The organism is Paenibacillus sp. FSL H8-0079 (assembly GCF_037991315.1).
Lineage (GTDB): Bacteria > Bacillota > Bacilli > Paenibacillales > Paenibacillaceae > Paenibacillus.
In genome coordinates, this window is sequence record NZ_CP150300.1 from 318,163 (window position 1) to 341,932 (window position 23,770).

Here is a 23,770-nt window from a genome sequence, read left to right on the forward strand (position 1 = left end):
AGTATATCTGATCTTCTGGAAAAGGACTATATAACCTGATGTCGCGTTTTTACAATACGACCTTTGGGGTATAACGATAGGATAGGAGTGCGAGGTTGGCAGATCGCATATCCAATACATAAAGGGAGTGAGTCCATGGAACTCAAATATGAGTTTTATATCAATGCAGGGCTGGAAGATGTGTGGAATGCCCTCATTTCACCAGATGGTACACGGAACAGCTTTTTCGGCAGTGAACTTCGTACGAATTTTCAGCCAGGTCAGCCGTTTGCTTATGTAGGGCCAGGCAATGATGGTGCGGAGACTGTCCATGTGTATGGGGATATATTAGAATTCGAACCGTTGTCCAGACTCAGCTATCAAGAGCATCCCGGGCCGTCATACCATGCGAATCATGCAGAGCTTCAATCCAGAGTGGCCTTCCAGTTGGAGACTGTGGGGGAGTGTACGAAGCTGACGCTGATCAATGATCAATTTACAGATAACCATCCTTCCTTTGCCAATGCACAGAGCAGTTGGTGGATGATTTTGAGCAGCATCAAAACTTGGGTGGAGACGGGGAAATCGCTGAATTTTGGCGGGTAGTTAGCTGGTAAGAGGCAGTCATCAATGATGGATTATAATCATAAAAAAATCTATATAACACATGAACCAGTGCTAATTCAGCGCTGGTTCATTTTCTTTATACAAATTAAGACTATAGCTCTACATTTAATGTCTAATGATGTCGAAATATATATCATATGACCTAAGAGGAGAAATGGATATGTTTCGTAAAAGCACTGAATCTACCAAACAACTTCGTATAGATGCGCATCAAAAATTACTAGAGTATAGTCGTAAACTGGTTGCAAACGCAGAAAAGGGCGACTATGGTACAGGGGTCGAAGATGGCATTGAATTTCAGGATAACGATGAAATAGCCAGTAACATCAAAAAAGCAGTACATATGATGAAAGCACAAAACGAAGCCGTGGAGATGCGTCTTAGAATGCTAAATCAGGCGATGAATGTGGGATTATGGGAATCTGAAATTGTTGCCGGTGATCCGCTGGATAACAATAATATCATTGCATTTTCGAATGAATTCCGCCAAATGTTAGGCTTCCATAATGCCAAGGATTATCCCAATACGTTTGCAAGCTGGGCTAAATCCATATATCCGGATGACAGACCTCAACTGGTGCAGGAGATTATGAAACATGTGAATGACGCTGGAGCAACGAATGCGTATAACATAATCAGTCGTATGATTACAAAAAGTGGAGAAGTCCGCTGGTTCCGATGTCTTGGACAAGTCGTCCGAAATCAGGCTGGCGTTCCGATCAAACTTCTGGGTATCATGTTTGATATTCATGAGGAGAAGAGTAAGTCGGATGAGCTGGAAGCACTCGTCACCCGATATGATCTTGTTAACCGCGCCTTGGTCGAGGCTCCATGGGATATGACCGTTGTGGCTGGAGACGTGGTTAATCCGAATAATGAATTTTGGTGGTCACCCCAGTTCCGCAGAGAATTAGGGTTCAAAGACGAGCAGGATTTCCCGAATGTGTTCAGCAGCTGGAGCAGCCGACTGCATCCGGAAGACCATGATCGGACGATCAACGAATTTGCCAGACATATGAATGATTACAGTGGTCGTACGCCGTACGATCTGGATTATCGTCTGCAACGTAAAGACGGGGAGTATCGGTGGTATCACGCGGGTGGGGAGACCATTCGGGATCATGATGGAGTACCGCTCCGCGTAGCTGGAACCATTCGAGATGTAACCCATGAGAAGAACAAGGAACAGATCGTAGAAGCCATGAATCTGAAAACCAAACAATTGTCGGAGTCCATTGGCGAGATGGTACGTGGAATCAACTCAATTACCGATCAGGCACAGGACTTGGTGACGGCACAGGAATTATCTGCCGATGCAGCCATTCAAGTGAAAAGCAGTGCAGATGATACGAAGAATATCACCGTGTTTATACGAGAGATAGCCAGTCAGACCAATCTGCTCGGGTTGAATGCAGCCATTGAAGCGGCGCGAGCGGGAGAGCTGAGACTGGGGTTTGGCGTCGTTGCCGGTGAAGTGCGTAAACTGGCTGATCATAGTTCAGAGGCCACAGTAAATATCGAAGACAGCATGCAAAAGATGAAAACGCTGATTGATCAGATTCTTGAGCACATCGGTAACATGTCTACGTTAACGCAAAATCAGGCTGCCCTGACACAGCAGGTAAATGCTTCAATGGATGAGATCAACACCATGTCACAGGATCTGGTTAATTACTCGCGGAATCTATAATCTCGAACCCGTTTGTTGTAACATCACGATCATTGGCATACATCATCGACAAAAAATCCACCGGGGGTATTTCTGCTCCCGGTGGATTTTTGTATTTCTATTGATAGCTAAGATGTATAGCTACAGTTTCAGCTAATGAATTATACTTGTTGAACTTTGATCAGGTTTGTATTACCGGATTGACCGATTGGAACACCAGCGGACAATACAATGATGTCACCTTTTTCAATGTAACCTGTTTTGATTGCGTTACGTGTAGCCGATTCGAACATTTCATCCGTAGTGGTTACTTTGTCGCCCATAACCGGAATAACACCGGAGAGCAGGCAGATTTTCGCCAATACTTCTTCATGTTGTGTAACTGCGATAATTGGTGCTTTTGGACGATACTTGGAGATCATGCGTGCTGTGAATCCACTCTCAGTCGAAGTGATGATTGCTTTTGCATTCAGTACGAGGGAAGAACTTACAGCGCCCTGACTGATAACTTCAGTAATATCAGCGATCTGTTGAGCCGATTTTTGTGCGAATTGCTCTTTGTAATCAATCATCGTTTCAGCACGGCGAGCAACAGCAGCCATCGTGCGTACGGATTGTACCGGATATTTACCAGCAGCTGATTCACCAGACAACATCACAACGTCAGCACCTTGAAGTACAGCGTTCGCCACGTCACTAACTTCGGAACGAGTAGGGCGTGGGTTCACTTGCATGGACTCCAGCATGTGTGTAGCTACGATAACCGGTTTACCAGCGCGGTTACATTTATCGATCATTTCTTTTTGCATCATTGGTACGTCTTCGATCGGTACTTCAACTCCGAGATCTCCACGAGCTACCATGATACCGTCAGAAGCCAAGATGATGTCGTCCAGATTAGTCATACCCTCTTGATTCTCGATTTTGGAGATGATCTGTACGTGCTCTACACCGCGTTCTTTCAGAATGCTGCGGATTTCACGGATATCGTCGCCTTTACGAACAAAGGATGCTGCGATAATTTCGATATCGTTTTCGATCCCGAATCCGATGTGCATAACGTCACGCTCAGTTACACCTGGCAGTGTCGTTTTGATTCCTGGCAAGTTAACCCCTTTGCGTGGTTTCAGAATGCCGCCGCTGATGATTTTACAATGGATATCGGATCCTTCCACGGACAGTACAGTCAGATCCACAAGGCCATCATCGATGAGAATACGATCGCCAGGTTTTACAACGAGGTTCAGTTCTGGATAGTTTACCGAGATACGCTCAGCGTCACCGAGAATTTCTTCAGTAGTCAGAATCAGTTCTTTACCTGCTTGCAGGTGGCAGGATGCTTCTTTCAGTTTGCCGATACGCACTTCCGGCCCTTTGATGTCCATCATGATCGGTATATAAGTGTTCAGTTCGGAAGCTGCTTTACGGATATTGTTGATCCGTGTCACGTGATCTTCCAGTTCGCCATGAGCCATGTTCAGACGGGCAACGGTCATACCTTCCTGAATCATTACTTTCAACAATTCGATTGAGTCACAAGCAGGTCCCATGGTACAAATAATTTTTGTTTTTAACATGCTAATTTCCTCCTCATATTTTAAGCTTATATGTGTATTGTAGCGTTTTCTGTCGAAACAGGGTATGAACTATAGTACAATGATTAGAGTATAGTCCACTAATGAGGTGTGTTATGGTCACTCCACTTGAAGTACGACACATTAATGGTGTTGGTTGGTACGAAGAAGCTGTGCAATCTCAAGAGACTTGGCGGCTTAGTTTGGTTACTTATGGAAAATGTGTATATTGGGTGAACGGTGATAAACAGATCATGGAAAAGGGTGAATTGCTACTCATTCCAGGTGGTGTACCGTATTACGGCAAGAGTATTCCTACGGTAACGCACACACAGATTGTGATTCAACTGCAACGTGATCATACGGAAGGTCTTCCTGCACTTGAACGGTATGAGGCTTTGCGTCATAAACCTGGTTGTTATGAACTGATTCATCAACGCATGAGCGCTATTTATCAACAATGGCAGGAGCGTCCGTCTTATTATGTCATGATGAGCCAAGCCTTATTGATGGAAGTGTTGATTTATATGAACAGGGAGCTGGATCGGGGAGTTATTCCTCCGGAGAGACATGTTCATGTGGAACGGATGAAGCGATACATTGAGCGGCATTATCGGGAGAGAGTGACGAAGGAAGAACTCGGAGACGAGATTAACAAGACGCCCAATTATGCTGCAGCATTATTCAAAAGCATGACAAATCAGACCATCAGTCAGTATGTCCATGATCAACGGATGAAAAGAGCCATATATCTGCTCACTGAGTCACAACTTTCAATTCAGGAAATTGCCGAATTTCTCGGCTACCGGGACCTGTCTTATTTTTACCGCATATTCAAGCGTATAACGGGAAGTCCACCATCCGATCTGCTCCATGAGCGCCCACCTATAGCATGAAACGCGTAGTCCAACCCAAATAAGTTCTTCTATATAATAGGTTCAATTAAATGAGTACAAAAAAAGAGGGCCTAGGCCCTCTTTTACTTTTATGGCAGGATCATCATCCTACCTCTTACAATATATATGTGCCACTATACATGACTGCTTGGATTAGAAGCTGTGAGTGGTTGCTTGCCTTTTTTTCGTGCCTGCCCAAGACGAACGGCAAAGACATGTACAGTCCAATACGCGGCCTCTGCAAACAAAATGCCTCCGGCGATGTCCAGCAAGGAATGCTGTTTTACAAATACCGTCGAAGCAATAATCAACCACAACCATACCGACCAGGAGATCCGGGCTAATGGCTTAAAGTTCAAGTGTCTGTTGATGATAATAAATAACAAGTAGCTGGTCAGGACGTGAACACTCGGGAAACAGTTGAAGGGCGCATCATTCGTATAGATAAACTGAACTAACACGCTGCTCAGATCGGTTCCGCCGACCTCCGGGCGGGGTACATGGGTAGGGAACACCGCAAAACAGACATTGGCTGCCATGACACCAACATTATAGGTGATCAGCGTACGCCAGAATAGCGACTTGTTCGTCAGACCCAAATAGAGAAATCCTAGATACAGAATGGGCATCCAGCTGATGTATGGATAAATAAATTCTTTGAGAAAAGGAATCTGTGTATCAATCCAGGCATAATTGTAGAATACATCACTTCCGGTGTTGCTGCCTAGAAATACGTAAATGGAGCCTTGGAGCGGTATGCACAGAATAGCCAGTAAATGCCCCCAGCGCTGAAAGAATGCTTTCATAGTATCCCCCTGATTTCATTATGCATTGTGAAACTATCGTTATGTGTACTTCATAGATATATGACGTTGGAGAGTCGCCGCACCCCTGCAGCATTGGACTCTTGTAATACTATAATGGACAGATCAAGGTATAAGCCATACCTGATTTTAGGGGAAAAGCAGTCAGGATAAGTCTCTTTTTTGTTACTTTTATAGTTTTATCCATATTAGGGATATTCAATATACGGATGATGTGATACAACTATATTGGCATATAAGTTCATATGACAACGAAAAAAAGTAAATGAAACGAGGTAGGCAAATGTATGATTAATCCGCAATCCAAGCCAAAACATTCCTTTTCCGAGCGCAAACCTGTGCTCACCGTCGTGATTATTGAGCTACTTCTCTTGTTAGCCGTATTTGCAGCAGGGGCCATTGCGACGATAAAGCAACTGGACTACACTTCCCCTGTACTCATCTCTTTTACACCCATAGCCATTGTGCTGATAATCTATTTGACGTTAAGACGCAAGTGGGGAGAGACTGGATTCCGTAACTTGCGAAGTATTCCGGCTGGCCACGCAAAGTATTATATTCCACTACTCCTTGTACTGGGTACACTTGCTCTGAAAGGATTTGGCGAACTGAGCTTGTCCCGGGTAGCCTTTTTCATCTTTTTCACCTTGCTCGTGGCGTTTGTTGAGGAAACGATCTATCGTGGGCTAATTTTCAAGACCTTGCTTCAAAAGAGTGCAGTGGCCGCAGTCGTGACTTCCAGCATCTTGTTTTCAATTACACATCTCCTGAATGCATTGTCTGGTCAAAATCTGACAGATACGATCATGCAATTGGTCTATGCGCTGCTTCTGGGAGCGGCACTCGCGTTATTGATGCTGAAGAACGGAAATATTGTACCGCTTATTTTGTTTCATTTCATACATAATCTGATTCAATTTCTCGGGAATGACCTAGAGGACACAGGAACACTTCCCTACGATCTGTTTATACTGGGGGTAATGATCGCATACTGCGCATGGTTAGTTTGGAGCCATCGAACGAATTCACCCATTCCTTCCAAAGAAAGTGAGCAGGCCAATACGGTTGTTCATTAAGGTTATTGCTTGGAAGTAGTTATCATACAGTTTCCCGTCAGCAGTTGGATCATGGTATACTTCAGTCTGGCGGGAAGACAGGGTATGTTCATGATACGAGGTCTGCCTATCCGTACATTAGATTCAGACAGTAGGTGATATTGTGGAAAAGACAGCACTAGAAGTAGCAGAATGGATGGTTCAAGAAATTAAATTCACAGGAACACTTCATCAGGAAGCTGCCATAGAATATGTGAAGACCCATTTTGGCGAAGAGTTTGTTTTTGTGAACGAGAACGGCAATACGTCATTGTCCAAGGAAGTGAAGAAAGCTTTCCGGAAGCTTCACCGTGGGCAGATCGCCTGGGATCGGGATGCATTTATGTGGGCATGGACATAGTGTGTTAAACTATAGTAAGATGATTCTTTGGTTGTGTTGGATATGCATGTCAGAAATATATATATAAAATGTATAAGTTGGATTAGATCTGCATATCCTTTCATAAGACCGCACACGAGCGACCGGGCACATAAGTGGGATAAACCCTGTTCCCATGCTAGTTAATAACATGTATTTCCAAAGCTGTTTGAAAAGAAAATACAAAGATTTGCTTTTTGGCTGAATTGGAGTTATAATAAAAACAAGTTGTAGAGAGTGGAAAACCTAATTCATATATTGTAAAGGGCGATCACTTATAGGTTTATGACTGGTACCTTTTTCAATGTGTGAATTTTTATTTGCTTGCTGCAAAGAACAAAGGAACATGTTAATCTTTATTTGGAGGTGTAATTCACATGCAAAACGGAACAGTAAAATGGTTCAACGCTGATAAAGGCTTCGGTTTCATCGAAGTTGAAGGCGGAGAAGATGTATTCGTACACTTCAGCGCTATTACAGGCGAAGGCTTCAAAACGCTGGACGAAGGTCAACGCGTGCAATTTAAAATTGTACAAGGAAACCGTGGTCCTCAAGCAGAAGAAGTTGTAAAACTGTAATTAAAGCATAGCTGCCTTTAACATGTTAAAATGGTAAAGGCAGCTTCTTTTTTTTGATCAGTTATATGTATGAAAGTCGGCCCAATAGTTGTCGAGGCAGAAGTTCAGTGGGACGTAAGACTTCCGCTAAGTAGTGTCTTCTGTGAAATAACGTCGGTTAGATGTTTTTCCATAACAAAGGGGGTAGAAGTCATGTATAATCGCAAAAAACCGTTGGAAGAGATTCCACAAGCTGATGCGGCAATCTGGGAATGTACGAGTGATACGTGCAAAGGATGGATGCGGGACAATTTTGCGTTTGATAACGTACCTACTTGTCCGATATGTGCTTCTGAGATGGTTAGCACGACTAGGATGCTACCATTGCTTGAGAATTCGAATAGTAATCTGAAAACGATGCCTAAAGGAAATCGGATTTAACATAGCTTACCCGCCTCTAACGAGGTGTTTTTTTTTAAGATCAAACAGACACCCTGTGCGAAGGTAAGGGTATTAAATATGAAGTTCCCGGCATTCGTTTTGACGAATGCCTTTTTTTGTATCATTTTTAACAGAAAATACATTGCAATTGATTGGTATCGTATGAAAAATACAAAGACCCTTTTCGCTATATGCAAAAAGGGTCTTTGTTATGACTATAATTTTAGATCACTCTCATATTCGAGTTTAGATGAACAGGAATGGCAGCAGAAACAATGTGGCGACCAGAGCCAGATCGATCCCCGCTCCATAGCCGTAACCCCCACCGTATCCTCCGTAACCATATGGACCGTAGGCCGAAGATTTGACTTTCTTTGTTGCAACAGTGTTTTTCTTGCTGCTTTTTACCAGCTGCTGTTTGGATTTGACGGAACACAGCCGTGGTCCTTCGAAACACCCGTTCAAATAAACTTTGCCATCCCGACATTGACTAAGCGTACCATACATATGCTTACCGTCGTTCATAACGAGACAAACGGAACGTCCAACGTGTGGAGAAACCGTTTCTTCACATACCCGATTAATTCTGTACATGCAAATCCTCCTCATTAGGTGCGGTTGCCGCTTGAATTCAACGGTTTGTATATCATAGTAAAAAGAAGAGCAATTGGTATGGACGAGTACCCGGGAAATCGAATAGGGAGGAGCCGTTTTTGAATCTGCTCCATACACTGGGAGGAGTGAGGAGGGGATGTCAATGGATTATCATGACATGCTGGCTCGGTTAGGGGAGGGAAGTGCCCATCCCGGAGGGTTTTTGGCAACCATGAAGTTGCTGGATGGCTTATCTCTGCCTGAGGGTAGTCATATTCTTGAGATAGGATGTGGCACCGGGAGGACCGCGTGTTACCTGGCTAAAAGTGGGTATCGGGTAACTGCGATTGATCTTCATCGCAATATGCTGGATAAGGCAGTTCGGCGAGCGAGACGAGAACGAGTGGATGTTCGATTTGTTCAGGCGGATGTAGCAGCGTTGCCTTTTCCAGAAAATCATTTTGATGTGGTATTTGTAGAATCGGTTACGATATTCACCCCATGGCGGAGTGCGCTTGCTGAATATAGAAGGGTGTTGAAGCCGGCGGGACTTTTGGTGGATCGAGAGATGGTTCTATCAGGCAGAAAGACCGAATTGATGTGCCGCAGATTGAAGAAATTTTACGGTATACGAACTCTGGCAACGGTGACAGCATGGAGAAAACGCCTCAAACAGAGTGGTTTCACCAAGGTTGAAGTCAAAGAGCAATCGCGATCCATGGGAAAATGGGGCGTGGATCATGATCCACATCGGGAGATGGATATGAATTGGTTTGAGGATGAGCGTATGCAGCGTATGAGTCTTACCAATGACCGTTTACTCGCTAAATACGGCAAAAAATTGGGATATGCGGTTTTTGCGGCAAGGGCACCGTTGGAAGTCAAAAAGGAAAGATAGGAAAAAGGCAACTCACAATAGCGTGGGTTGCCTTTGGTTTGTTTTGACAGAACGTACTACAGCATATCGTTGTCGATAATCCGCCAGTGGTGTTTGAGCAGGGCTTCCAGTTGATTTTTATCCTTGGCTCGAAAAGCGCTTAAAATTTGACGATGCTCTTCATTAACTTCGAGTAGTACCTCAGATAGCTTCGGTTTATTATCACTAACATAGGACTGCCGGATGAAGCTGTTCTTCAATGTGTTTAACATCTCAATCACTGTGGCGTTACCACATCGCTGGATGTACAGGTTATGGAACTGATATTGGTTCTTGTTGTAGGCAGCAAGATCAAGCTGGCTGATATCTTCTTCCATTCGGACAACCAGAGTTTCCATCTCCAGTAGTTCAGATGGTCTGAGATGGTCTGCTGCAAGTGTGGCAGCAAGTGCCTCCAGCACACCGATCGCTTGGGAGAACTCCAGTTTTTTGCCTGCATCAAAAGGAGTGACAATAAATCCCCTGCGTGGGATGTATTGCAGCAGATTGTCTGAAGCCAGCTGGAAAAGTGCCTCCCGAGTAGGAGTACGACTGATGTCCAGCTTTTTGCATATCTCGGCCTCGTTGATCTTCTGGTTGGGAAGCAAGGTCCCGTCCTGAATCTTCTGGGCAATGTAATCGTATACGTGATCTTTCAAGGACCGGTATTTAGGTACCTCCATACCGAATCCTCCTTTCTATGTATAGTGATGATTGGATAAGTGTGGGGCCGTGCTGCGTGCGCCGTTCAGGAGTTTCAAGTTTTTATCATCTTAACACCGAGGGGGAAGTTGGGCAAGCAAACTTCATGTTTCAGCTGATGTAAGTGATGTGTTATATATAGTACATTTTATGGAATTAGAGCGTATAAATGTTTAAATAATGATTGTGATAAACCGAATTGTTTGTTAGTATTACTTACATATAAGTCCATATAATGTCTTATGTATATTGTATACAAATTATTATGCTACTCATTCAAAAAAAGAATAGGGGTATGATGTGTGAAAAAAGTGCTTTTGCCAATGATGCTGTTGTTAGTGGTTGTAATCATGTCTGCTTGTGGGCAGGAAAAAACGACAGGAACCGGATCGGACGCTGCTTCGTCTTCGGGAAGTAGCTCTGCTGAAAAGAAAGTAATTGTACTTGGAACCAGTGCTGACTATGCACCTTATGAATTTCATAAGAAAATCGATGGTAAAGATACCATTGTAGGTTTTGACATCGAGATTGCCAAAGCAATTGCGGCTGATTTGGGAGCCGAGCTGAAGATTGAGGACATGGACTTTGACGGCCTTCTTATGGCCCTTGGTACAGATAAGGTTGATTTTGTAATATCGGGCTTGACCCCTACCGAGGAACGAAAGAAGAACGTTGATTTTACGGATATCTACTATTACGCAGAGCAGGCTGTACTTGTTAGAGAAGGCGAAGATGTGGCATTGAAGTCTATTGATGATCTATCGGGCAAGCAGGTTGGCGTACAAAAGAGTTCCATTCAGGAAGGGATCGCTCAGGAAATAGAGGGAGCAAAGCTCACTTCTCTACCTAAAATACCTGAACTGATCCTGGAGTTGCAGACAGGGCGCGTGGACGCACTCATTCTGGAGAAGCCGGTGGCTGAACAGTATGTGAAGAACCAAGAGGGGCTGGTTGTTGCGGGTGTAGAGATTGAACAGGCTGAAGATGAGGGTGGTTCGGCCATTGCGGTGAAGAAAGGTAATCAGGAGCTGCTCGATCAGATCAACACTACATTGGAAAAGCTCAAAACGAACGGAGATATTGAACGTTTCGTCGTTGAAGCGAATGAGATGCTCGGCGAATAAACCGGACGAGTGAGGGATATGCCGTGAATTTAGATTTTTCCTTTCTATCAGAGCATTGGCAGGATTATGCACAAAGTGCGTGGGTTACGCTTGAGCTTTCCTTCTTCGGCGTATTGTTTGGTACGTTGCTTGGTGTGATCATGGCGCTAATGCGAATATCCCGAATATGGCCAATTAAATTTGTGGCATTGGCGTATATTGAACTCATTCGAGGAACACCGATGCTCGTACAGATTCTTATTATTCATTATGGTCTGACGGTTATAGGTGTGAACTTGCCGGCATTTATGTCGGGGGTGGTAGCTCTGACTATGAATAGCTCCGCTTATATGGCGGAGGTGTTCAGGGCCGGGATTCAAGCGATTGATAAAGGACAGACGGAGGCTTCGCGCTCCCTTGGTATGACACATGGTATGACACTTCGCTACATTATACTGCCGCAGGCTTTTCGTAACATGCTTCCAGCCATCGGCAATGAATTCATTATTATCATTAAAGATTCTTCGCTTGTTTCCATGATTGGTATAGCCGAGATTATATACACGGCCAGAACGGTTCAGGGGGTTACGTTCCAACCACTTGCTCCGCTCCTTGTTGCCGCAGGTCTCTACTTTATCATCACATTTACACTGGCTAATTTACTTTCCTGGCTGGAACGTAAACTGTCTACTTCTCGATAACTATGGATAAAGGATTTGATTCGAAGAGGAGCTAGGAGTAGGCTGCTGTGGAAATAGTGGGATGTAGTCGTAATTGGCGGTGGTATCGCATACATTGATATTGTATTTTGTATACAATATTTTGGAAAGGTGTTGGGCGTGTATGTCAGATTCCAAAATGTTAATTGATTGGTCGGAGCGTTATGCTGCACCTAATTATCATCCGCTCCCTATTGTGATTGAACAGGCGGAAGGGGTATGGGTGCAAGATCCTGAAGGCCGTCGTTATATGGATATGTTAAGTGCATACTCTGCATTGAATCATGGTCACAGACATCCTGTAATTATACAGGCGCTCAAGGACCAGGCAGACCAGGTTACGCTGACATCACGGGCATTCCACAGCAGCTCCGCTTCTCTTTTTTATCAGAAACTCTCACAATTCACGGGAAAATCAAAGATTCTTGCCATGAATACAGGAGCGGAAGCAGTGGAGACGGCGATAAAGGCAGTACGCAGATGGGCTTATCGTTGCAAAGGTGTACCGGAGAATCAAGCCGAAATCATCGTATGCTCTGGTAACTTTCATGGAAGAACTCTGACGGTTACGTCCTTTTCTTCTTCAGCGGATTATAAAAAAGATTTTGGACCGTTCACACCTGGGTTCCGGATTATGCCCTATGGAGACATTGAAGCACTGAAGCGAGCCATTACACCGAATACGGCTGGTTTTCTTGTAGAGCCTATTCAGGGCGAAGCTGGAATCATAATTCCGCCTGATGGATATTTAGCCGAAGCTTTTGCATTGTGTAAGAGCCAGAGGGTGTTGACTGTAGCTGATGAGATCCAGACCGGATTTGGAAGAACGGGTCGCCGTTTTGCCTCCGATTGGGAAAGTGTTGAACCAGACATCTATATTATGGGCAAAGCGCTGGGGGGAGGAGTAATGCCTATCTCGGCTATTGCTGCTGGTGCGGATATACTGGATTTGTTTGAGCCGGGGTCTCATGGTTCTACGTTTGGAGGGAATCCACTCGCCTGCGCCGTGGCTATAGCGTCTCTGAAAGTTCTTGAAGATGAGAAGCTTGCTGAGCGATCGGAACGTTTGGGGAACTATTTTATGAAAAGGCTTCGTGATATTCGCAGTTCAGCCATACGGGAAGTTCGGGGTAGAGGGTTATTTATTGGTGTTGAACTGCAGGAATCAGCACGTCCCTATTGTGAGCGATTGATGTCTGCTGGTTTGCTATGTAAAGAAACCCATGAGACGACCATTCGGTTTGCTCCGCCTTTGACGATTAAAGAGTCCGAGATTGACTGGGCGCTGGAGAGAATTGAGCAGGTTCTGATCAACAATGCAGGAGGCTGAACTATATGAAAAATGAAGATGATGTCCATGGTGGAATAAAAGATACTCCTATTAATTCAAGTCATACATCTGTACGGCGCAATGTTGCCATCATTAAGGTTCCTTTCGGGCTAGGGGGAGCAAGAGGGGGTGCAGAGTTGGGGCCGGACGAACTGATTACAGCTGGACTGAAGCGGGAGATCGCGAGTCTTGGGTTAGTGCTTTCCAAAGAAGTGCGGGTAGAGTGTCCTTCTGAACCTGCTATCTCTGCTGGGCGGAATCGTGTAAAACATTTAAATGAGGTACGTCAGGTCAGTCAGAAGGTGTGTAGTGAAGTATCAGGCGCAGTAGAAGAGGGGGCTTTCCCACTTGTGCTTGGGGGAGATCATAGTGTAGCGATTGGTACATTTGCCGGGTTAACTGCACACTATTCGAATTTGGGTGTGATCTGGTTTGACGCGCATGCAGACTTGAATACGGAAGAACGCAGCTTATCTGGTAATATGCATGGGATGAGTGTGGCTGTAGCTTTGGGACATACTGCTTATAATCTGTCGCACATTGCTGGAGCAGGAGCGTTTATTAACCCCTCCAACCTGGTCTATATTGGTCTACGTGATCTGGATGAGTATGAGAAAGAGCAGATTAGGGGACTGGGAATCCGAGCATTTACGATGCATGATATTGACCGAATGGGGATACAGCAAGTTATTGAACAAGCAATAGCTACAGCAGGAGAAGGGACAGACGGTATTCACGTTAGCTTTGACATGGATTGTCTGGATCCGCGTGAAGCTCCGGGCGTAGGTACTCCAGTACCGGGTGGTTTGAATTACCGGGAGGCGCATTACGCATTAGAGATACTTGCTTCCACGAATCAAGTTACGTCTATGGAACTGGTGGAAGTGAATCCGTTGTTTGATCATAACAGGCATACGGCAAGGCTTGGTGTGGAACTGATCGCTTCGTTACTTGGTAAGCGCATTTTGTGAGCGTTGAGATGAGAAGCGGAGAGTGTATTTATAAACCAAGGATTGATTGTCCTCTTTATATAGAAGGAAAGAAAATAGATATTCAAAAACCAGGGCTAGCCACAATGAATGTCCTCTTCAAGCTTAGGGGATTTGGCTTCCCCTGGTTAAGTTTATTGGATAAGAGTAATAGAAGCTTCGTAATAAGGATAATGAGGTTATTAATAGTGGGGGCGAAAGATTACATATAGTGCGGATGCAGCAGGATATTATCATTTATCAAAAAAAGACTTGCAATCAAAAACTGTACATGGTATATTCTAATTCCGGCCAAGAAAACACGGTTTACACGGTGCGGCAAGCGAATGAAATAAGCTTCGAAAGAAACTTAAAAAAAGAGCTTGCAAAGTTGGTTCGGATGTGATAAGATATAAAAGTTGCTGAAGAGAACAACGTTCGGCAGCGAAACAAGTTTGATCTTTGAAAACTGAACAACGAGTGAGTAAACATTCTGCTTGCAGAATGAACGTGAAAGTTTGAGACAAGCCTTGGCTTGGATCGACTGGAGCACAAATGAGATTTTTAATCTCGTCAGATTCAAAATGAGCATATCGCTCTTTTCAATACTTTATTGGAGAGTTTGATCCTGGCTCAGGACGAACGCTGGCGGCATGCCTAATACATGCAAGTCGAGCGGACTTGAAGAGAAGCTTGCTTCTCTGATGGTTAGCGGCGGACGGGTGAGTAACACGTAGGCAACCTGCCCTCAAGTTTGGGACAACTACCGGAAACGGTAGCTAATACCGAATAATTGTTTTCTTCGCCTGAAGAGAACTGGAAAGACGGAGCAATCTGTCACTTGGGGATGGGCCTGCGGCGCATTAGCTAGTTGGTGAGGTAACGGCTCACCAAGGCGACGATGCGTAGCCGACCTGAGAGGGTGATCGGCCACACTGGGACTGAGACACGGCCCAGACTCCTACGGGAGGCAGCAGTAGGGAATCTTCCGCAATGGGCGAAAGCCTGACGGAGCAATGCCGCGTGAGTGATGAAGGTTTTCGGATCGTAAAGCTCTGTTGCCAGGGAAGAACGCTTGGGAGAGTAACTGCTCTCAAGGTGACGGTACCTGAGAAGAAAGCCCCGGCTAACTACGTGCCAGCAGCCGCGGTAATACGTAGGGGGCAAGCGTTGTCCGGAATTATTGGGCGTAAAGCGCGCGCAGGCGGTCATTTAAGTCTGGTGTTTAATCCCGGGGCTCAACCCCGGATCGCACTGGAAACTGGGTGACTTGAGTGCAGAAGAGGAGAGTGGAATTCCACGTGTAGCGGTGAAATGCGTAGATATGTGGAGGAACACCAGTGGCGAAGGCGACTCTCTGGGCTGTAACTGACGCTGAGGCGCGAAAGCGTGGGGAGCAAACAGGATTAGATACCCTGGTAGTCCACGCCGTAAACGATGAGTGCTAGGTGTTAGGGGTTTCGATACCCTTGGTGCCGAAGTTAACACATTAAGCACTCCGCCTGGGGAGTACGGTCGCAAGACTGAAACTCAAAGGAATTGACGGGGACCCGCACAAGCAGTGGAGTATGTGGTTTAATTCGAAGCAACGCGAAGAACCTTACCAGGTCTTGACATCAGCATGACCGGGCTAGAGATAGTCCTTTCCTTCGGGACATGCTAGACAGGTGGTGCATGGTTGTCGTCAGCTCGTGTCGTGAGATGTTGGGTTAAGTCCCGCAACGAGCGCAACCCTTATATTTAGTTGCCAGCACTTCGGGTGGGCACTCTAGATAGACTGCCGGTGACAAACCGGAGGAAGGTGGGGATGACGTCAAATCATCATGCCCCTTATGACCTGGGCTACACACGTACTACAATGGCCGGTACAACGGGCTGCGAAATCGCGAGATGGAGCCAATCCCAACAAAGCCGGTCTCAGTTCGGATTGCAGGCTGCAACTCGCCTGCATGAAGTCGGAATTGCTAGTAATCGCGGATCAGCATGCCGCGGTGAATACGTTCCCGGGTCTTGTACACACCGCCCGTCACACCACGAGAGTTTATAACACCCGAAGTCGGTGGGGTAACCGCAAGGAGCCAGCCGCCGAAGGTGGGATAGATGATTGGGGTGAAGTCGTAACAAGGTAGCCGTATCGGAAGGTGCGGCTGGATCACCTCCTTTCTATGGAGAATCGTTTCCCGAGTGGAAACATTCAAATACGCAGCTTAGCTGCAAAACACTCACTCGTTGTTCGGTTTTGAGAGCTCAAACTCTCAAACAGCTTGCTTTTGTATGGAGCTTGTTCTTTGAAAACTAGATATCGAAACGAAACAAACGCGAATTAGAACATTCCTTTTTAGCTGAACTTGTGTAAACAAGTTTCAATAAAAACGGTAGTTAAATTGCTTTTGCGATGGTATTGAATGGGAGCGACTTTTGGCTTTGCGCAAGCAAAACAAGGGAAGCGAGCAGTCAAAACCGGAGCAATATGGTTAAGCTACTAAGAGCACACGGAGGATGCCTAGGCGCTAGGAGCCGATGAAGGACGTGGCGAACAACGAAACTGCCTCGGGGAGCTGTAAGCAAGCTTTGATCCGGGGGTGTCCGAATGGGGAAACCCAGCTGGGGTAATTTCCAGTTACTCATAACTGAATACATAGGTTATGCAGAGGCATACCAGGGGAACTGAAACATCTAAGTACCCTGAGGAAGAGAAAACAATAGTGATTCCGTCAGTAGCGGCGAGCGAACGCGGAGAAGCCCAAACCAGAGAGCTTGCTCTTTGGGGTTGTGGGACGTCTCACATGGAGTTACAAAGGAACCGGTTAAGCGAAGAGGTCTGGAAAGGCCCGCCAAAGAAGGTAAAAGCCCTGTAGTTGAAAGTTGGTTCCCTCCGAGACGGATCCCGAGTAGTGCGGGGCACGTGAAACCCCGTATGAATCCGGCAGGACCATCTGCCAAGGCTAAATACTTCCTAGCGACCGATAGTGAAGCAGTACCGTGAGGGAAAGGTGAAAAGCACCCCGGAAGGGGAGTGAAATAGAACCTGAAACCGTGTGCTTACAAAAAGTCAGAGCCCGTTTTAGGGGTGATGGCGTGCCTTTTGTAGAATGAACCGGCGAGTTACGTTCCCGTGCAAGGTTAAGGTGAAGAGCCGGAGCCGCAGCGAAAGCGAGTCTGAATAGGGCGATTGAGTACGTGGACGTAGACCCGAAACCGGGTGATCTACCCCTGTCCAGGGTGAAGGTGCGGTAACACGCACTGGAGGCCCGAACCCACGCATGTTGAAAAATGCGGGGATGAGGTGGGGGTAGCGGAGAAATTCCAATCGAACTCGGAGATAGCTGGTTCTCCCCGAAATAGCTTTAGGGCTAGCCTCGGAAAACAGAGTCGTGGAGGTAGAGCACTGATTGGGTGCGGGGCCCGCAAGGGTTACCAAGCTCAGTCAAACTCCGAATGCCATAGACTTACTTCCGGGAGTCAGACAGTGAGTGCTAAGATCCATTGTCAAAAGGGAAACAGCCCAGACCATCAGCTAAGGTCCCCAAGTGTGTGTTAAGTGGAAAAGGATGTGGAGTTGCACAGACAACCAGGATGTTGGCTTAGAAGCAGCCACCATTGAAAGAGTGCGTAATAGCTCACTGGTCGAGTGACTCTGCGCCGAAAATGTAACGGGGCTAAACACACCACCGAAGCTATGGCTTGATGCTTTGCATCAGGGGTAGGGGAGCGTTGTATAAGGGTTGAAGGTGTACCGTAAGGAGCGCTGGACATTATACAAGTGAGAATGCCGGTATGAGTAACGAAAAGATCAGTGAGAATCTGATCCGCCGAAAGCCTAAGGGTTCCTGAGGAAGGCTCGTCCGCTCAGGGTAAGTCGGGACCTAAGGCGAGGCCGAAAGGCGTAGTCGAAGGACAACAGGTCGAAATTCCTGTACCACCGTAAGCCGTTATGAGCAATGGGGGGACGCAGTAGGGTAGTGACGCGGACTGATGGATGTCCGTCTAAGCAGTAAGGCTGATGTGTAGGCAAATCCGCACATCATTAAGGCTGAGCTGTGATGGGGAGCGAAAATTGTAGTAGCGAAGGTCATGATCTCACACTGCCAAGAAAAGCCTCTAGCCAGGTGATGGTGCCCGTACCGCAAACCGACACAGGTAGGCGAGAAGAGTATTCTAAGGCGCGCGGAAGAACTCTCGTTAAGGAACTCGGCAAAATGACCCCGTAACTTCGGGAGAAGGGGTGCCCCGGTAGTGTGAATAGCACGAGGGGGCCGCAGTGAAAAGGCCCAAGCGACTGTTTAGCAAAAACACAGGTCTGTGCGAAGCCGTAAGGCGAAGTATACGGGCTGACGCCTGCCCGGTGCTGGAAGGTTAAGGGGAGTGGTTAGGAGCAATCCGAAGCTGTGAACCGAAGCCCCAGTAAACGGCGGCCGTAACTATAACGGTCCTAAGGTAGCGAAATTCCTTGTCAGGTAAATTCTGACCCGCACGAATGGCGTAACGACTTGGGCGCTGTCTCAACGAGAGATCCGGTGAAATTTTAATACCTGTGAAGATGCAGGTTACCCGCGACAAGACGGAAAGACCCCATGGAGCTTTACTGCAGCTTGATATTGAATTTGGGTACGATCTGTACAGGATAGGTGGGAGCCTTTGAAGTGTGAGCGCCAGCTTGCATGGAGGCAACGTTGGGATACCACCCTGATCGTATCTAGGTTCTAACCTGGTACCGTAATCCGGTACGGGGACAGTGTCAGGTGGGCAGTTTGACTGGGGCGGTCGCCTCCTAAAGAGTAACGGAGGCGCCCAAAGGTTCCCTCAGAATGGTTGGAAATCATTCGAAGAGTGCAAAGGCATAAGGGAGCTTGACTGCGAGACCTACAAGTCGAGCAGGGACGAAAGTCGGGCTTAGTGATCCGGTGGTACCGCATGGAAGGGCCATCGCTCAACGGATAAAAGCTACCCTGGGGATAACAGGCTTATCTCCCCCAAGAGTCCACATCGACGGGGAGGTTTGGCACCTCGATGTCGGCTCATCGCATCCTGGGGCTGAAGTAGGTCCCAAGGGTTGGGCTGTTCGCCCATTAAAGCGGTACGCGAGCTGGGTTCAGAACGTCGTGAGACAGTTCGGTCCCTATCTGTCGTGGGCGTAGGAAATTTGAGAGGAGCTGTCCTTAGTACGAGAGGACCGGGATGGACGTACCGCTGGTGTACCAGTTGTTCCGCCAGGAGCACCGCTGGGTAGCTATGTACGGACGGGATAAACGCTGAAAGCATCTAAGCGTGAAGCCCCCCTCAAGATGAGATTTCCCAGTATGTAAGACCCCTTGAAGACGACGAGGTAGATAGGCTGGGGGTGGAAGTGCAGCAATGCATGGAGCTGACCAGTACTAATCGGTCGAGGGCTTATCCAATAGCAAGTGATAATTCGCGTGTTTCGTTTCGAATCTAGTTTTCAGAGAACAACAACTCTGAAATGTAAGCACCGCGTTTGGTGGCGATAGCGGAGGGGTTCCACACGTACCCATCCCGAACACGACCGTTAAGCCCTCTAGCGCCGATGGTACTTGGACCGCAGGGTCCTGGGAGAGTAGGACGCCGCCAAGCGATTTCCCTTTGGGGTATTTTTTTTGCCCCCCTTGCCAAGGAATAAGGGATATATATTAGGGCCCTTAGCTCAGTTGGTTAGAGCGCACCTCTGATAAGGGTGAGGCCGGTGGTTCGAGTCCACCAGGGCCCATAGCAAGACCATAATAAAGAAATACACAGTGTATGGGGCCATAGCTCAGCTGGGAGAGCGCCTGCCTTGCAAGCAGGAGGTCAGCGGTTCGATCCCGCTTGGCTCCACCATTCCCTGATAGCTCAGTTGGTAGAGCACTCGACTGTTAATCGAGTTGTCACAGGTTCGAGCCCTGTTCGGGGAGCCATATGGAGAGGTGTCCGAGCTGGCCGAAGGAGCACGATTGGAAATCGTGTAGGCGTCACAAGCGTCTCGAGGGTTCGAATCCCTCTCTCTCCGCCAGATAATTTTTAGCAAGGCCCGTTGGTCAAGGGGTTAAGACACCTCCCTTTCACGGAGGTAACAGGGGTTCGAATCCCCTACGGGTCATATTATGGAGGCTTAGCTCAGCTGGGAGAGCATCTGCCTTACAAGCAGAGGGTCGGGGGTTCGATCCCCTCAGCCTCCACCATATAAACTTTATAACGACGCGGGGTGGAGCAGCCCGGTAGCTCGTCGGGCTCATAACCCGAAGGCCGCAGGTTCAAATCCTGCCCCCGCAATTAACTTTCCTTGAGAAAGTACTATGGAACCGTGGTGTAGTTGGCCTAACATGCCTGCCTGTCACGCAGGAGATCGCGGGTTCGAATCCCGTCGGTTCCGCCATTTTTTTAATTAAATATACACCGTGCCGGTGTAGCTCAACTGGTAGAGCAACTGACTTGTAATCAGTAGGTTGGGGGTTCAAGTCCTCTCGCCGGCACCATTTTTAGTATTTACATCTGAATTTGTGATAGAATGTATATTACAAGCAAAAATGTTAATACTAAGATTCTCTTAGTGGATGAATGGCTTACTCTATGGCGGTCGTGGCGAAGTGGTTAACGCACCGGTTTGTGGATCCGGCATTCGGGGGTTCAATTCCCCTCGATCGCCCCATGATTTTTTAATGGGGATTAGCCAAGCGGTAAGGCAACGGACTTTGACTCCGTCATGCATAGGTTCAAATCCTATATCCCCAGCCATTTCACTATGAGTCATTAGCTCAGTTGGTAGAGCACCTGACTTTTAATCAGGGTGTCGAAGGTTCGAGCCCTTCATGACTCACCATTATATTTTGCGGTCGTGGCGGAATTGGCAGACGCGCACGGTTCAGGTCCGTGTGGGCTAACCCCCGTGGAGGTTCGAGTCCTCTCGACCGCACCATATGTTTTGCGGAAGTGGCTCAGCGGTAGAGCATCGCCTTGCCAAGGCGAGGGTCGCGGGTTCGATTCCCGTCTTCCGCTCCAATTTTTGCGCCCTTAGCTCAGCTGGATAGAGCGTTTGACTACGAATCAAAAGGCCGGGAGTTCGAATCTCTCAGGGCGCGCCATTATTTTCATAAGTATCGGGATGTAGCTCAGCTTGGTAGAGCACCTGGTTTGGGACCAGGGGGTCGCATGTTCAAATCGTGTCATCCCGATTTTTTTATTTTGCGGGTGTAGTTCAATGGTAGAACTTTAGCCTTCCAAGCTAATAGCGTGGGTTCGATTCCCATCACCCGCTTCCTAGTAACATATAGAAAAGCCTTTGCTTATAGCAGGGGCTTTTTTTGTGCGTTAAATGAACAAGTGTATTCCTTTTAAAATAGGGTCAAATGTCATTTGAATAAGAATGGAATCTTTGTTTAAATAAATAGAACAATTCGTATATGATTAACCGTATTTATTTATAAAGGAGGACAAACAGTAATGAAAAGAGCTCTGGTCATTGGCGGAAACGGAACGCTAGGTAAAGCTGTTGTTGCGAAGCTGAGAGATTATTCCGTTGAGGTTATTACAGCAGGTAGACAATCGGGCGATGTTCAGGTGGATATGACGTCGACAGAGAGTATCACTACCCTCTTTGAAACGGTGGGTAATATTGATTACATCATTGTGGCGGCGGGCCAGACCCATTATGCGAAACTCGAAGAACTGACACCAGAGAACAATTTGATTAGTGTGCAGGGTAAACTGCTTGGACAGGTCAATATTGTGTTGATTGGTCAGCACTATATTAACGATAAGGGGAGTTTCACGCTGGTCAGTGGCATTATACAAGATCACCCTATTGAGCAAGGTGCATCAAGCGCTATGGTGAATGGGGCTATTGATTCGTTTGCCAAAGCGGCAGCGTTTGAGTTGCCAAGAGGTATTCGTTTGAATTCGGTTAGTCCTAATCTGTTTGTAGAGTCGGCGGAAAAATATAAGGATTTCTTTATTGGATTTAACCCCGTACCTGTAGAGCGGGTTGCCAATACGTTCATCCAGAGTGCACTTGGGATTGAAACAGCCCAAAATTTTAAAATATATTAAAACCCTGACAGTTATATATGATTTTGATGATTACCTATCCCTAATTAATTGTAGAATGAGAAAGGTGTACATGAAGTACATTTAGCTGTTAAGCATGTAGAATGATTTTTCATGAAACAGGACTGAATGAGGCCATTTGGAATATTAAATATAAAGGAGATCCACCGAAAATACGGTGAATCTCCTTTTGTTTATTGTGGATGAAACAGAGGTACGTTTACTATTATGGAGCAGGTAGCCCAAGAACTTCGAGCATTTCATTACGTTTGAGCGATTCGGCAATGGGGCCGTCAATGAGCCATTTCTTAGCATTGAGGACATAGACATGATCATTTTGAACAGCGGGTAGGCTTTTCCACACTTGGAGTTGCTGGATTTCGTTTAGTTCATCTTTTGTTTTTTGCAACGCTTCAGCTGACCCATCTGAGCTAATGGACACGATAAACAGATAGTCTGCTTTGATTTCAGGCAAAAGCTCAACCGAGATACTGGCATTCATCCGTTCCGGATTCTCTGCCTCGAGTTTGGTAACGAGAGCATCGGGAGTGAATCCAATTTCATAGCCCGCTCCTACATAACTGGAAGCTGGGAATGGCGTGGATGGAATGGACGAGAAGAACAAACGCATATCTTTCTCTTCTAGGCGCAGGAATGCAGCTGTAGGTTTGGTCTTGGTGATATCGGCTGCAAGCTTGTGAGCTTCAGTTACTTGATCTTTATTTTTTTGTAAAAGCTGTTCAGCCCGCTCTTCAATATCCAGTGCAGTAGCTATCTGCACGATAGATTCCTGCCAATTACGTCGATCATAAGTGATCGTAGGCGCGATTTTCTCGAGTTGTTCGAGAATCTTGGCATCCAAACTGGCATTGGCAATAATAAGGTCTGGATTGGCGCCGACTACAGCTTCAAAATTGACACTCTCATTAATGGGTTCGACAGCCACGCCTTGGGCTTCAAGTTGCTCATTCAGGTAATCTTGCCGGCCAATAGGTGTAGCAAGTACCAGTGGTACCTCCAAGGAGAGGAGAATGTCCTCCATATTAATGGACACAATCCGTTCAGGATGTGCCGGGATTTCTTTGCTACCACTGGCGCTCTCCACGGTCTTAGTAGCTGATTCAGTGGATGATTCCCCATCTGTCCCCGCAGCTGATTTCACGCCATCTGCAGATGGCTGCGAAGTGCTTGCAGGTGTCTGTCCACACGCAACAAGTAGCATGGCGAGTATGAAAAGGATCCCCGTTATTTTGACATAATGCTGTTTGTACATCATAATCCCCCTGTGTTTCTAATGATATTGATTCTCAGTACACTTTATATTGTAGCGGTCTCATGTTGGGGGAGACATAGCCTTATGT

Annotated in this window: 18 protein-coding genes, 17 tRNA genes and 3 rRNA genes; 33 read left to right on the forward strand and 5 right to left on the reverse strand. The window is 46.5% G+C overall.

Annotated elements, in window-relative coordinates; translation table 11 throughout:
* Positions 1-135: 135 nt before the first annotated feature.
* Positions 136-585, forward strand: coding sequence for an SRPBCC family protein (locus MHI06_RS01485; protein WP_340400175.1), 450 nt, complete (start codon positions 136-138; stop codon positions 583-585).
* Between the two features lie 181 nt (positions 586-766).
* Positions 767-2,296, forward strand: a complete 1,530-nt coding sequence (locus MHI06_RS01490) for a PAS domain-containing protein (RefSeq protein WP_340400176.1) — start codon at positions 767-769, stop codon at positions 2,294-2,296.
* Between the two features lie 140 nt (positions 2,297-2,436).
* Here MHI06_RS01490 and pyk read toward each other — a convergent pair whose 3' ends face one another.
* Positions 2,437-3,852 (reverse strand): pyruvate kinase, encoded by a 1,416-nt coding sequence (pyk, locus tag MHI06_RS01495; protein ID WP_074093123.1) that lies wholly within the window; start codon positions 3,850-3,852, stop codon positions 2,437-2,439.
* A gap of 113 nt (positions 3,853-3,965) precedes the next feature.
* On the opposite strand from pyk, the gene MHI06_RS01500 reads away from it, so the two are divergent.
* Positions 3,966-4,745, forward strand: a complete 780-nt coding sequence (locus MHI06_RS01500; RefSeq protein ID WP_169483192.1) for an AraC family transcriptional regulator — start codon at positions 3,966-3,968, stop codon at positions 4,743-4,745.
* Positions 4,746-4,879: 134 nt separating this feature from the next.
* Here MHI06_RS01500 and MHI06_RS01505 read toward each other — a convergent pair whose 3' ends face one another.
* Positions 4,880-5,551 (reverse strand): phosphatase PAP2 family protein, encoded by a 672-nt coding sequence (locus MHI06_RS01505; RefSeq protein WP_169483191.1) that lies wholly within the window; start codon positions 5,549-5,551, stop codon positions 4,880-4,882.
* A 305-nt stretch (positions 5,552-5,856) separates the two neighbouring features.
* Between MHI06_RS01505 and MHI06_RS01510 the strand changes: the two genes are divergently transcribed.
* From MHI06_RS01510 to MHI06_RS01525, 4 genes are all read left to right on the forward strand, one after another.
* On the forward strand, positions 5,857-6,645 hold the full coding sequence (locus MHI06_RS01510; RefSeq protein ID WP_340400177.1) for a CPBP family intramembrane glutamic endopeptidase: 789 nt from the start codon (positions 5,857-5,859) through the stop codon (positions 6,643-6,645).
* Between the two features lie 142 nt (positions 6,646-6,787).
* Positions 6,788-7,024: a hypothetical protein gene (locus tag MHI06_RS01515; protein ID WP_169483189.1), complete on the forward strand. Its 237-nt coding sequence runs from the start codon at positions 6,788-6,790 to the stop codon at positions 7,022-7,024.
* 395 nt (positions 7,025-7,419) lie between these two features.
* Entirely contained in the window at positions 7,420-7,620 is a 201-nt protein-coding gene (locus tag MHI06_RS01520; RefSeq protein ID WP_024633772.1) for a cold-shock protein, read from the forward strand.
* 192 nt (positions 7,621-7,812) lie between these two features.
* A complete protein-coding gene (locus tag MHI06_RS01525) occupies positions 7,813-8,040 on the forward strand; it encodes a cold-shock protein (protein ID WP_017691121.1) in 228 nt (75 codons plus the stop codon).
* A 246-nt stretch (positions 8,041-8,286) separates the two neighbouring features.
* On the opposite strand, the gene MHI06_RS01530 is transcribed toward MHI06_RS01525, so the two are convergent.
* Positions 8,287-8,634 (reverse strand): hypothetical protein, encoded by a 348-nt coding sequence (locus MHI06_RS01530; RefSeq protein WP_340400178.1) that lies wholly within the window; start codon positions 8,632-8,634, stop codon positions 8,287-8,289.
* A 163-nt stretch (positions 8,635-8,797) separates the two neighbouring features.
* On the opposite strand from MHI06_RS01530, the gene MHI06_RS01535 reads away from it, so the two are divergent.
* Positions 8,798-9,532, forward strand: coding sequence for a class I SAM-dependent methyltransferase (locus tag MHI06_RS01535; protein WP_169483187.1), 735 nt, complete (start codon positions 8,798-8,800; stop codon positions 9,530-9,532).
* Between the two features lie 56 nt (positions 9,533-9,588).
* Here the strand turns inward: MHI06_RS01535 and MHI06_RS01540 are convergent, their stop codons facing one another.
* The gene (locus MHI06_RS01540; protein WP_169483186.1) at positions 9,589-10,233 is read right to left on the reverse strand and encodes a GntR family transcriptional regulator; all 645 of its coding nucleotides are present in this window, start codon (positions 10,231-10,233) and stop codon (positions 9,589-9,591) included.
* 321 nt (positions 10,234-10,554) lie between these two features.
* Here MHI06_RS01540 and MHI06_RS01545 point away from each other — a divergent pair, with 321 nt between their 5' ends.
* From MHI06_RS01545 to MHI06_RS01665, 25 genes are all read left to right on the forward strand, one after another.
* Complete coding sequence (locus tag MHI06_RS01545) at positions 10,555-11,376, forward strand: transporter substrate-binding domain-containing protein (RefSeq protein ID WP_340400179.1); 822 nt, start codon at positions 10,555-10,557, stop codon at positions 11,374-11,376.
* Between the two features lie 23 nt (positions 11,377-11,399).
* Entirely contained in the window at positions 11,400-12,056 is a 657-nt protein-coding gene (locus MHI06_RS01550; protein ID WP_340400180.1) for an amino acid ABC transporter permease, read from the forward strand.
* Between the two features lie 142 nt (positions 12,057-12,198).
* On the forward strand, positions 12,199-13,404 hold the full coding sequence (locus MHI06_RS01555) for an ornithine--oxo-acid transaminase (protein WP_340400181.1): 1,206 nt from the start codon (positions 12,199-12,201) through the stop codon (positions 13,402-13,404).
* 5 nt (positions 13,405-13,409) lie between these two features.
* Positions 13,410-14,375 carry an arginase gene (gene rocF, locus MHI06_RS01560; RefSeq protein ID WP_340400182.1) on the forward strand — a complete coding sequence of 322 codons (966 nt, stop codon included), beginning with the start codon at positions 13,410-13,412 and terminating at the stop codon, positions 14,373-14,375.
* A gap of 607 nt (positions 14,376-14,982) precedes the next feature.
* Positions 14,983-16,535 (forward strand): 16S ribosomal RNA (locus tag MHI06_RS01565).
* A gap of 309 nt (positions 16,536-16,844) precedes the next feature.
* Positions 16,845-19,771: ribosomal RNA gene (locus tag MHI06_RS01570) — 23S ribosomal RNA — on the forward strand.
* 76 nt (positions 19,772-19,847) lie between these two features.
* Positions 19,848-19,964: ribosomal RNA gene (gene rrf, locus MHI06_RS01575) — 5S ribosomal RNA — on the forward strand.
* The 16S, 23S and 5S rRNA genes sit together here with 17 tRNA genes alongside, the layout of an rRNA operon.
* Positions 19,965-20,023: 59 nt before the next feature.
* A tRNA-Ile gene (locus MHI06_RS01580) sits at positions 20,024-20,097 on the forward strand.
* Between the two features lie 34 nt (positions 20,098-20,131).
* Positions 20,132-20,207: transfer RNA gene (locus MHI06_RS01585), tRNA-Ala, on the forward strand.
* 1 nt (position 20,208) lies between these two features.
* Positions 20,209-20,284 (forward strand) — tRNA-Asn (locus MHI06_RS01590).
* Positions 20,285-20,287: 3 nt separating this feature from the next.
* Positions 20,288-20,379 (forward strand) — tRNA-Ser (locus MHI06_RS01595).
* 15 nt (positions 20,380-20,394) lie between these two features.
* Positions 20,395-20,466: transfer RNA gene (locus tag MHI06_RS01600), tRNA-Glu, on the forward strand.
* 6 nt (positions 20,467-20,472) lie between these two features.
* Positions 20,473-20,548: transfer RNA gene (locus MHI06_RS01605), tRNA-Val, on the forward strand.
* Between the two features lie 17 nt (positions 20,549-20,565).
* Positions 20,566-20,639, forward strand: a tRNA-Met gene (locus tag MHI06_RS01610).
* A 25-nt stretch (positions 20,640-20,664) separates the two neighbouring features.
* Positions 20,665-20,742 (forward strand) — tRNA-Asp (locus tag MHI06_RS01615).
* Positions 20,743-20,766: 24 nt separating this feature from the next.
* Positions 20,767-20,842, forward strand: a tRNA-Thr gene (locus MHI06_RS01620).
* A gap of 97 nt (positions 20,843-20,939) precedes the next feature.
* Positions 20,940-21,015: transfer RNA gene (locus MHI06_RS01625), tRNA-His, on the forward strand.
* An 11-nt stretch (positions 21,016-21,026) separates the two neighbouring features.
* A tRNA-Gln gene (locus MHI06_RS01630) sits at positions 21,027-21,101 on the forward strand.
* Positions 21,102-21,110: 9 nt separating this feature from the next.
* A tRNA-Lys gene (locus MHI06_RS01635) sits at positions 21,111-21,186 on the forward strand.
* 9 nt (positions 21,187-21,195) lie between these two features.
* Positions 21,196-21,282: transfer RNA gene (locus MHI06_RS01640), tRNA-Leu, on the forward strand.
* An 8-nt stretch (positions 21,283-21,290) separates the two neighbouring features.
* A tRNA-Gly gene (locus tag MHI06_RS01645) sits at positions 21,291-21,365 on the forward strand.
* A gap of 6 nt (positions 21,366-21,371) precedes the next feature.
* Positions 21,372-21,448, forward strand: a tRNA-Arg gene (locus MHI06_RS01650).
* 16 nt (positions 21,449-21,464) lie between these two features.
* Positions 21,465-21,538 (forward strand) — tRNA-Pro (locus MHI06_RS01655).
* A gap of 12 nt (positions 21,539-21,550) precedes the next feature.
* Positions 21,551-21,621: transfer RNA gene (locus MHI06_RS01660), tRNA-Gly, on the forward strand.
* A 185-nt stretch (positions 21,622-21,806) separates the two neighbouring features.
* Positions 21,807-22,412 carry a short chain dehydrogenase gene (locus MHI06_RS01665; RefSeq protein WP_340400183.1) on the forward strand — a complete coding sequence of 202 codons (606 nt, stop codon included), beginning with the start codon at positions 21,807-21,809 and terminating at the stop codon, positions 22,410-22,412.
* A gap of 223 nt (positions 22,413-22,635) precedes the next feature.
* Here the strand turns inward: MHI06_RS01665 and MHI06_RS01670 are convergent, their stop codons facing one another.
* Positions 22,636-23,682 carry an ABC transporter substrate-binding protein gene (locus MHI06_RS01670; protein WP_340400184.1) on the reverse strand — a complete coding sequence of 349 codons (1,047 nt, stop codon included), beginning with the start codon at positions 23,680-23,682 and terminating at the stop codon, positions 22,636-22,638.
* Positions 23,683-23,770: the final 88 nt, after the last annotated feature.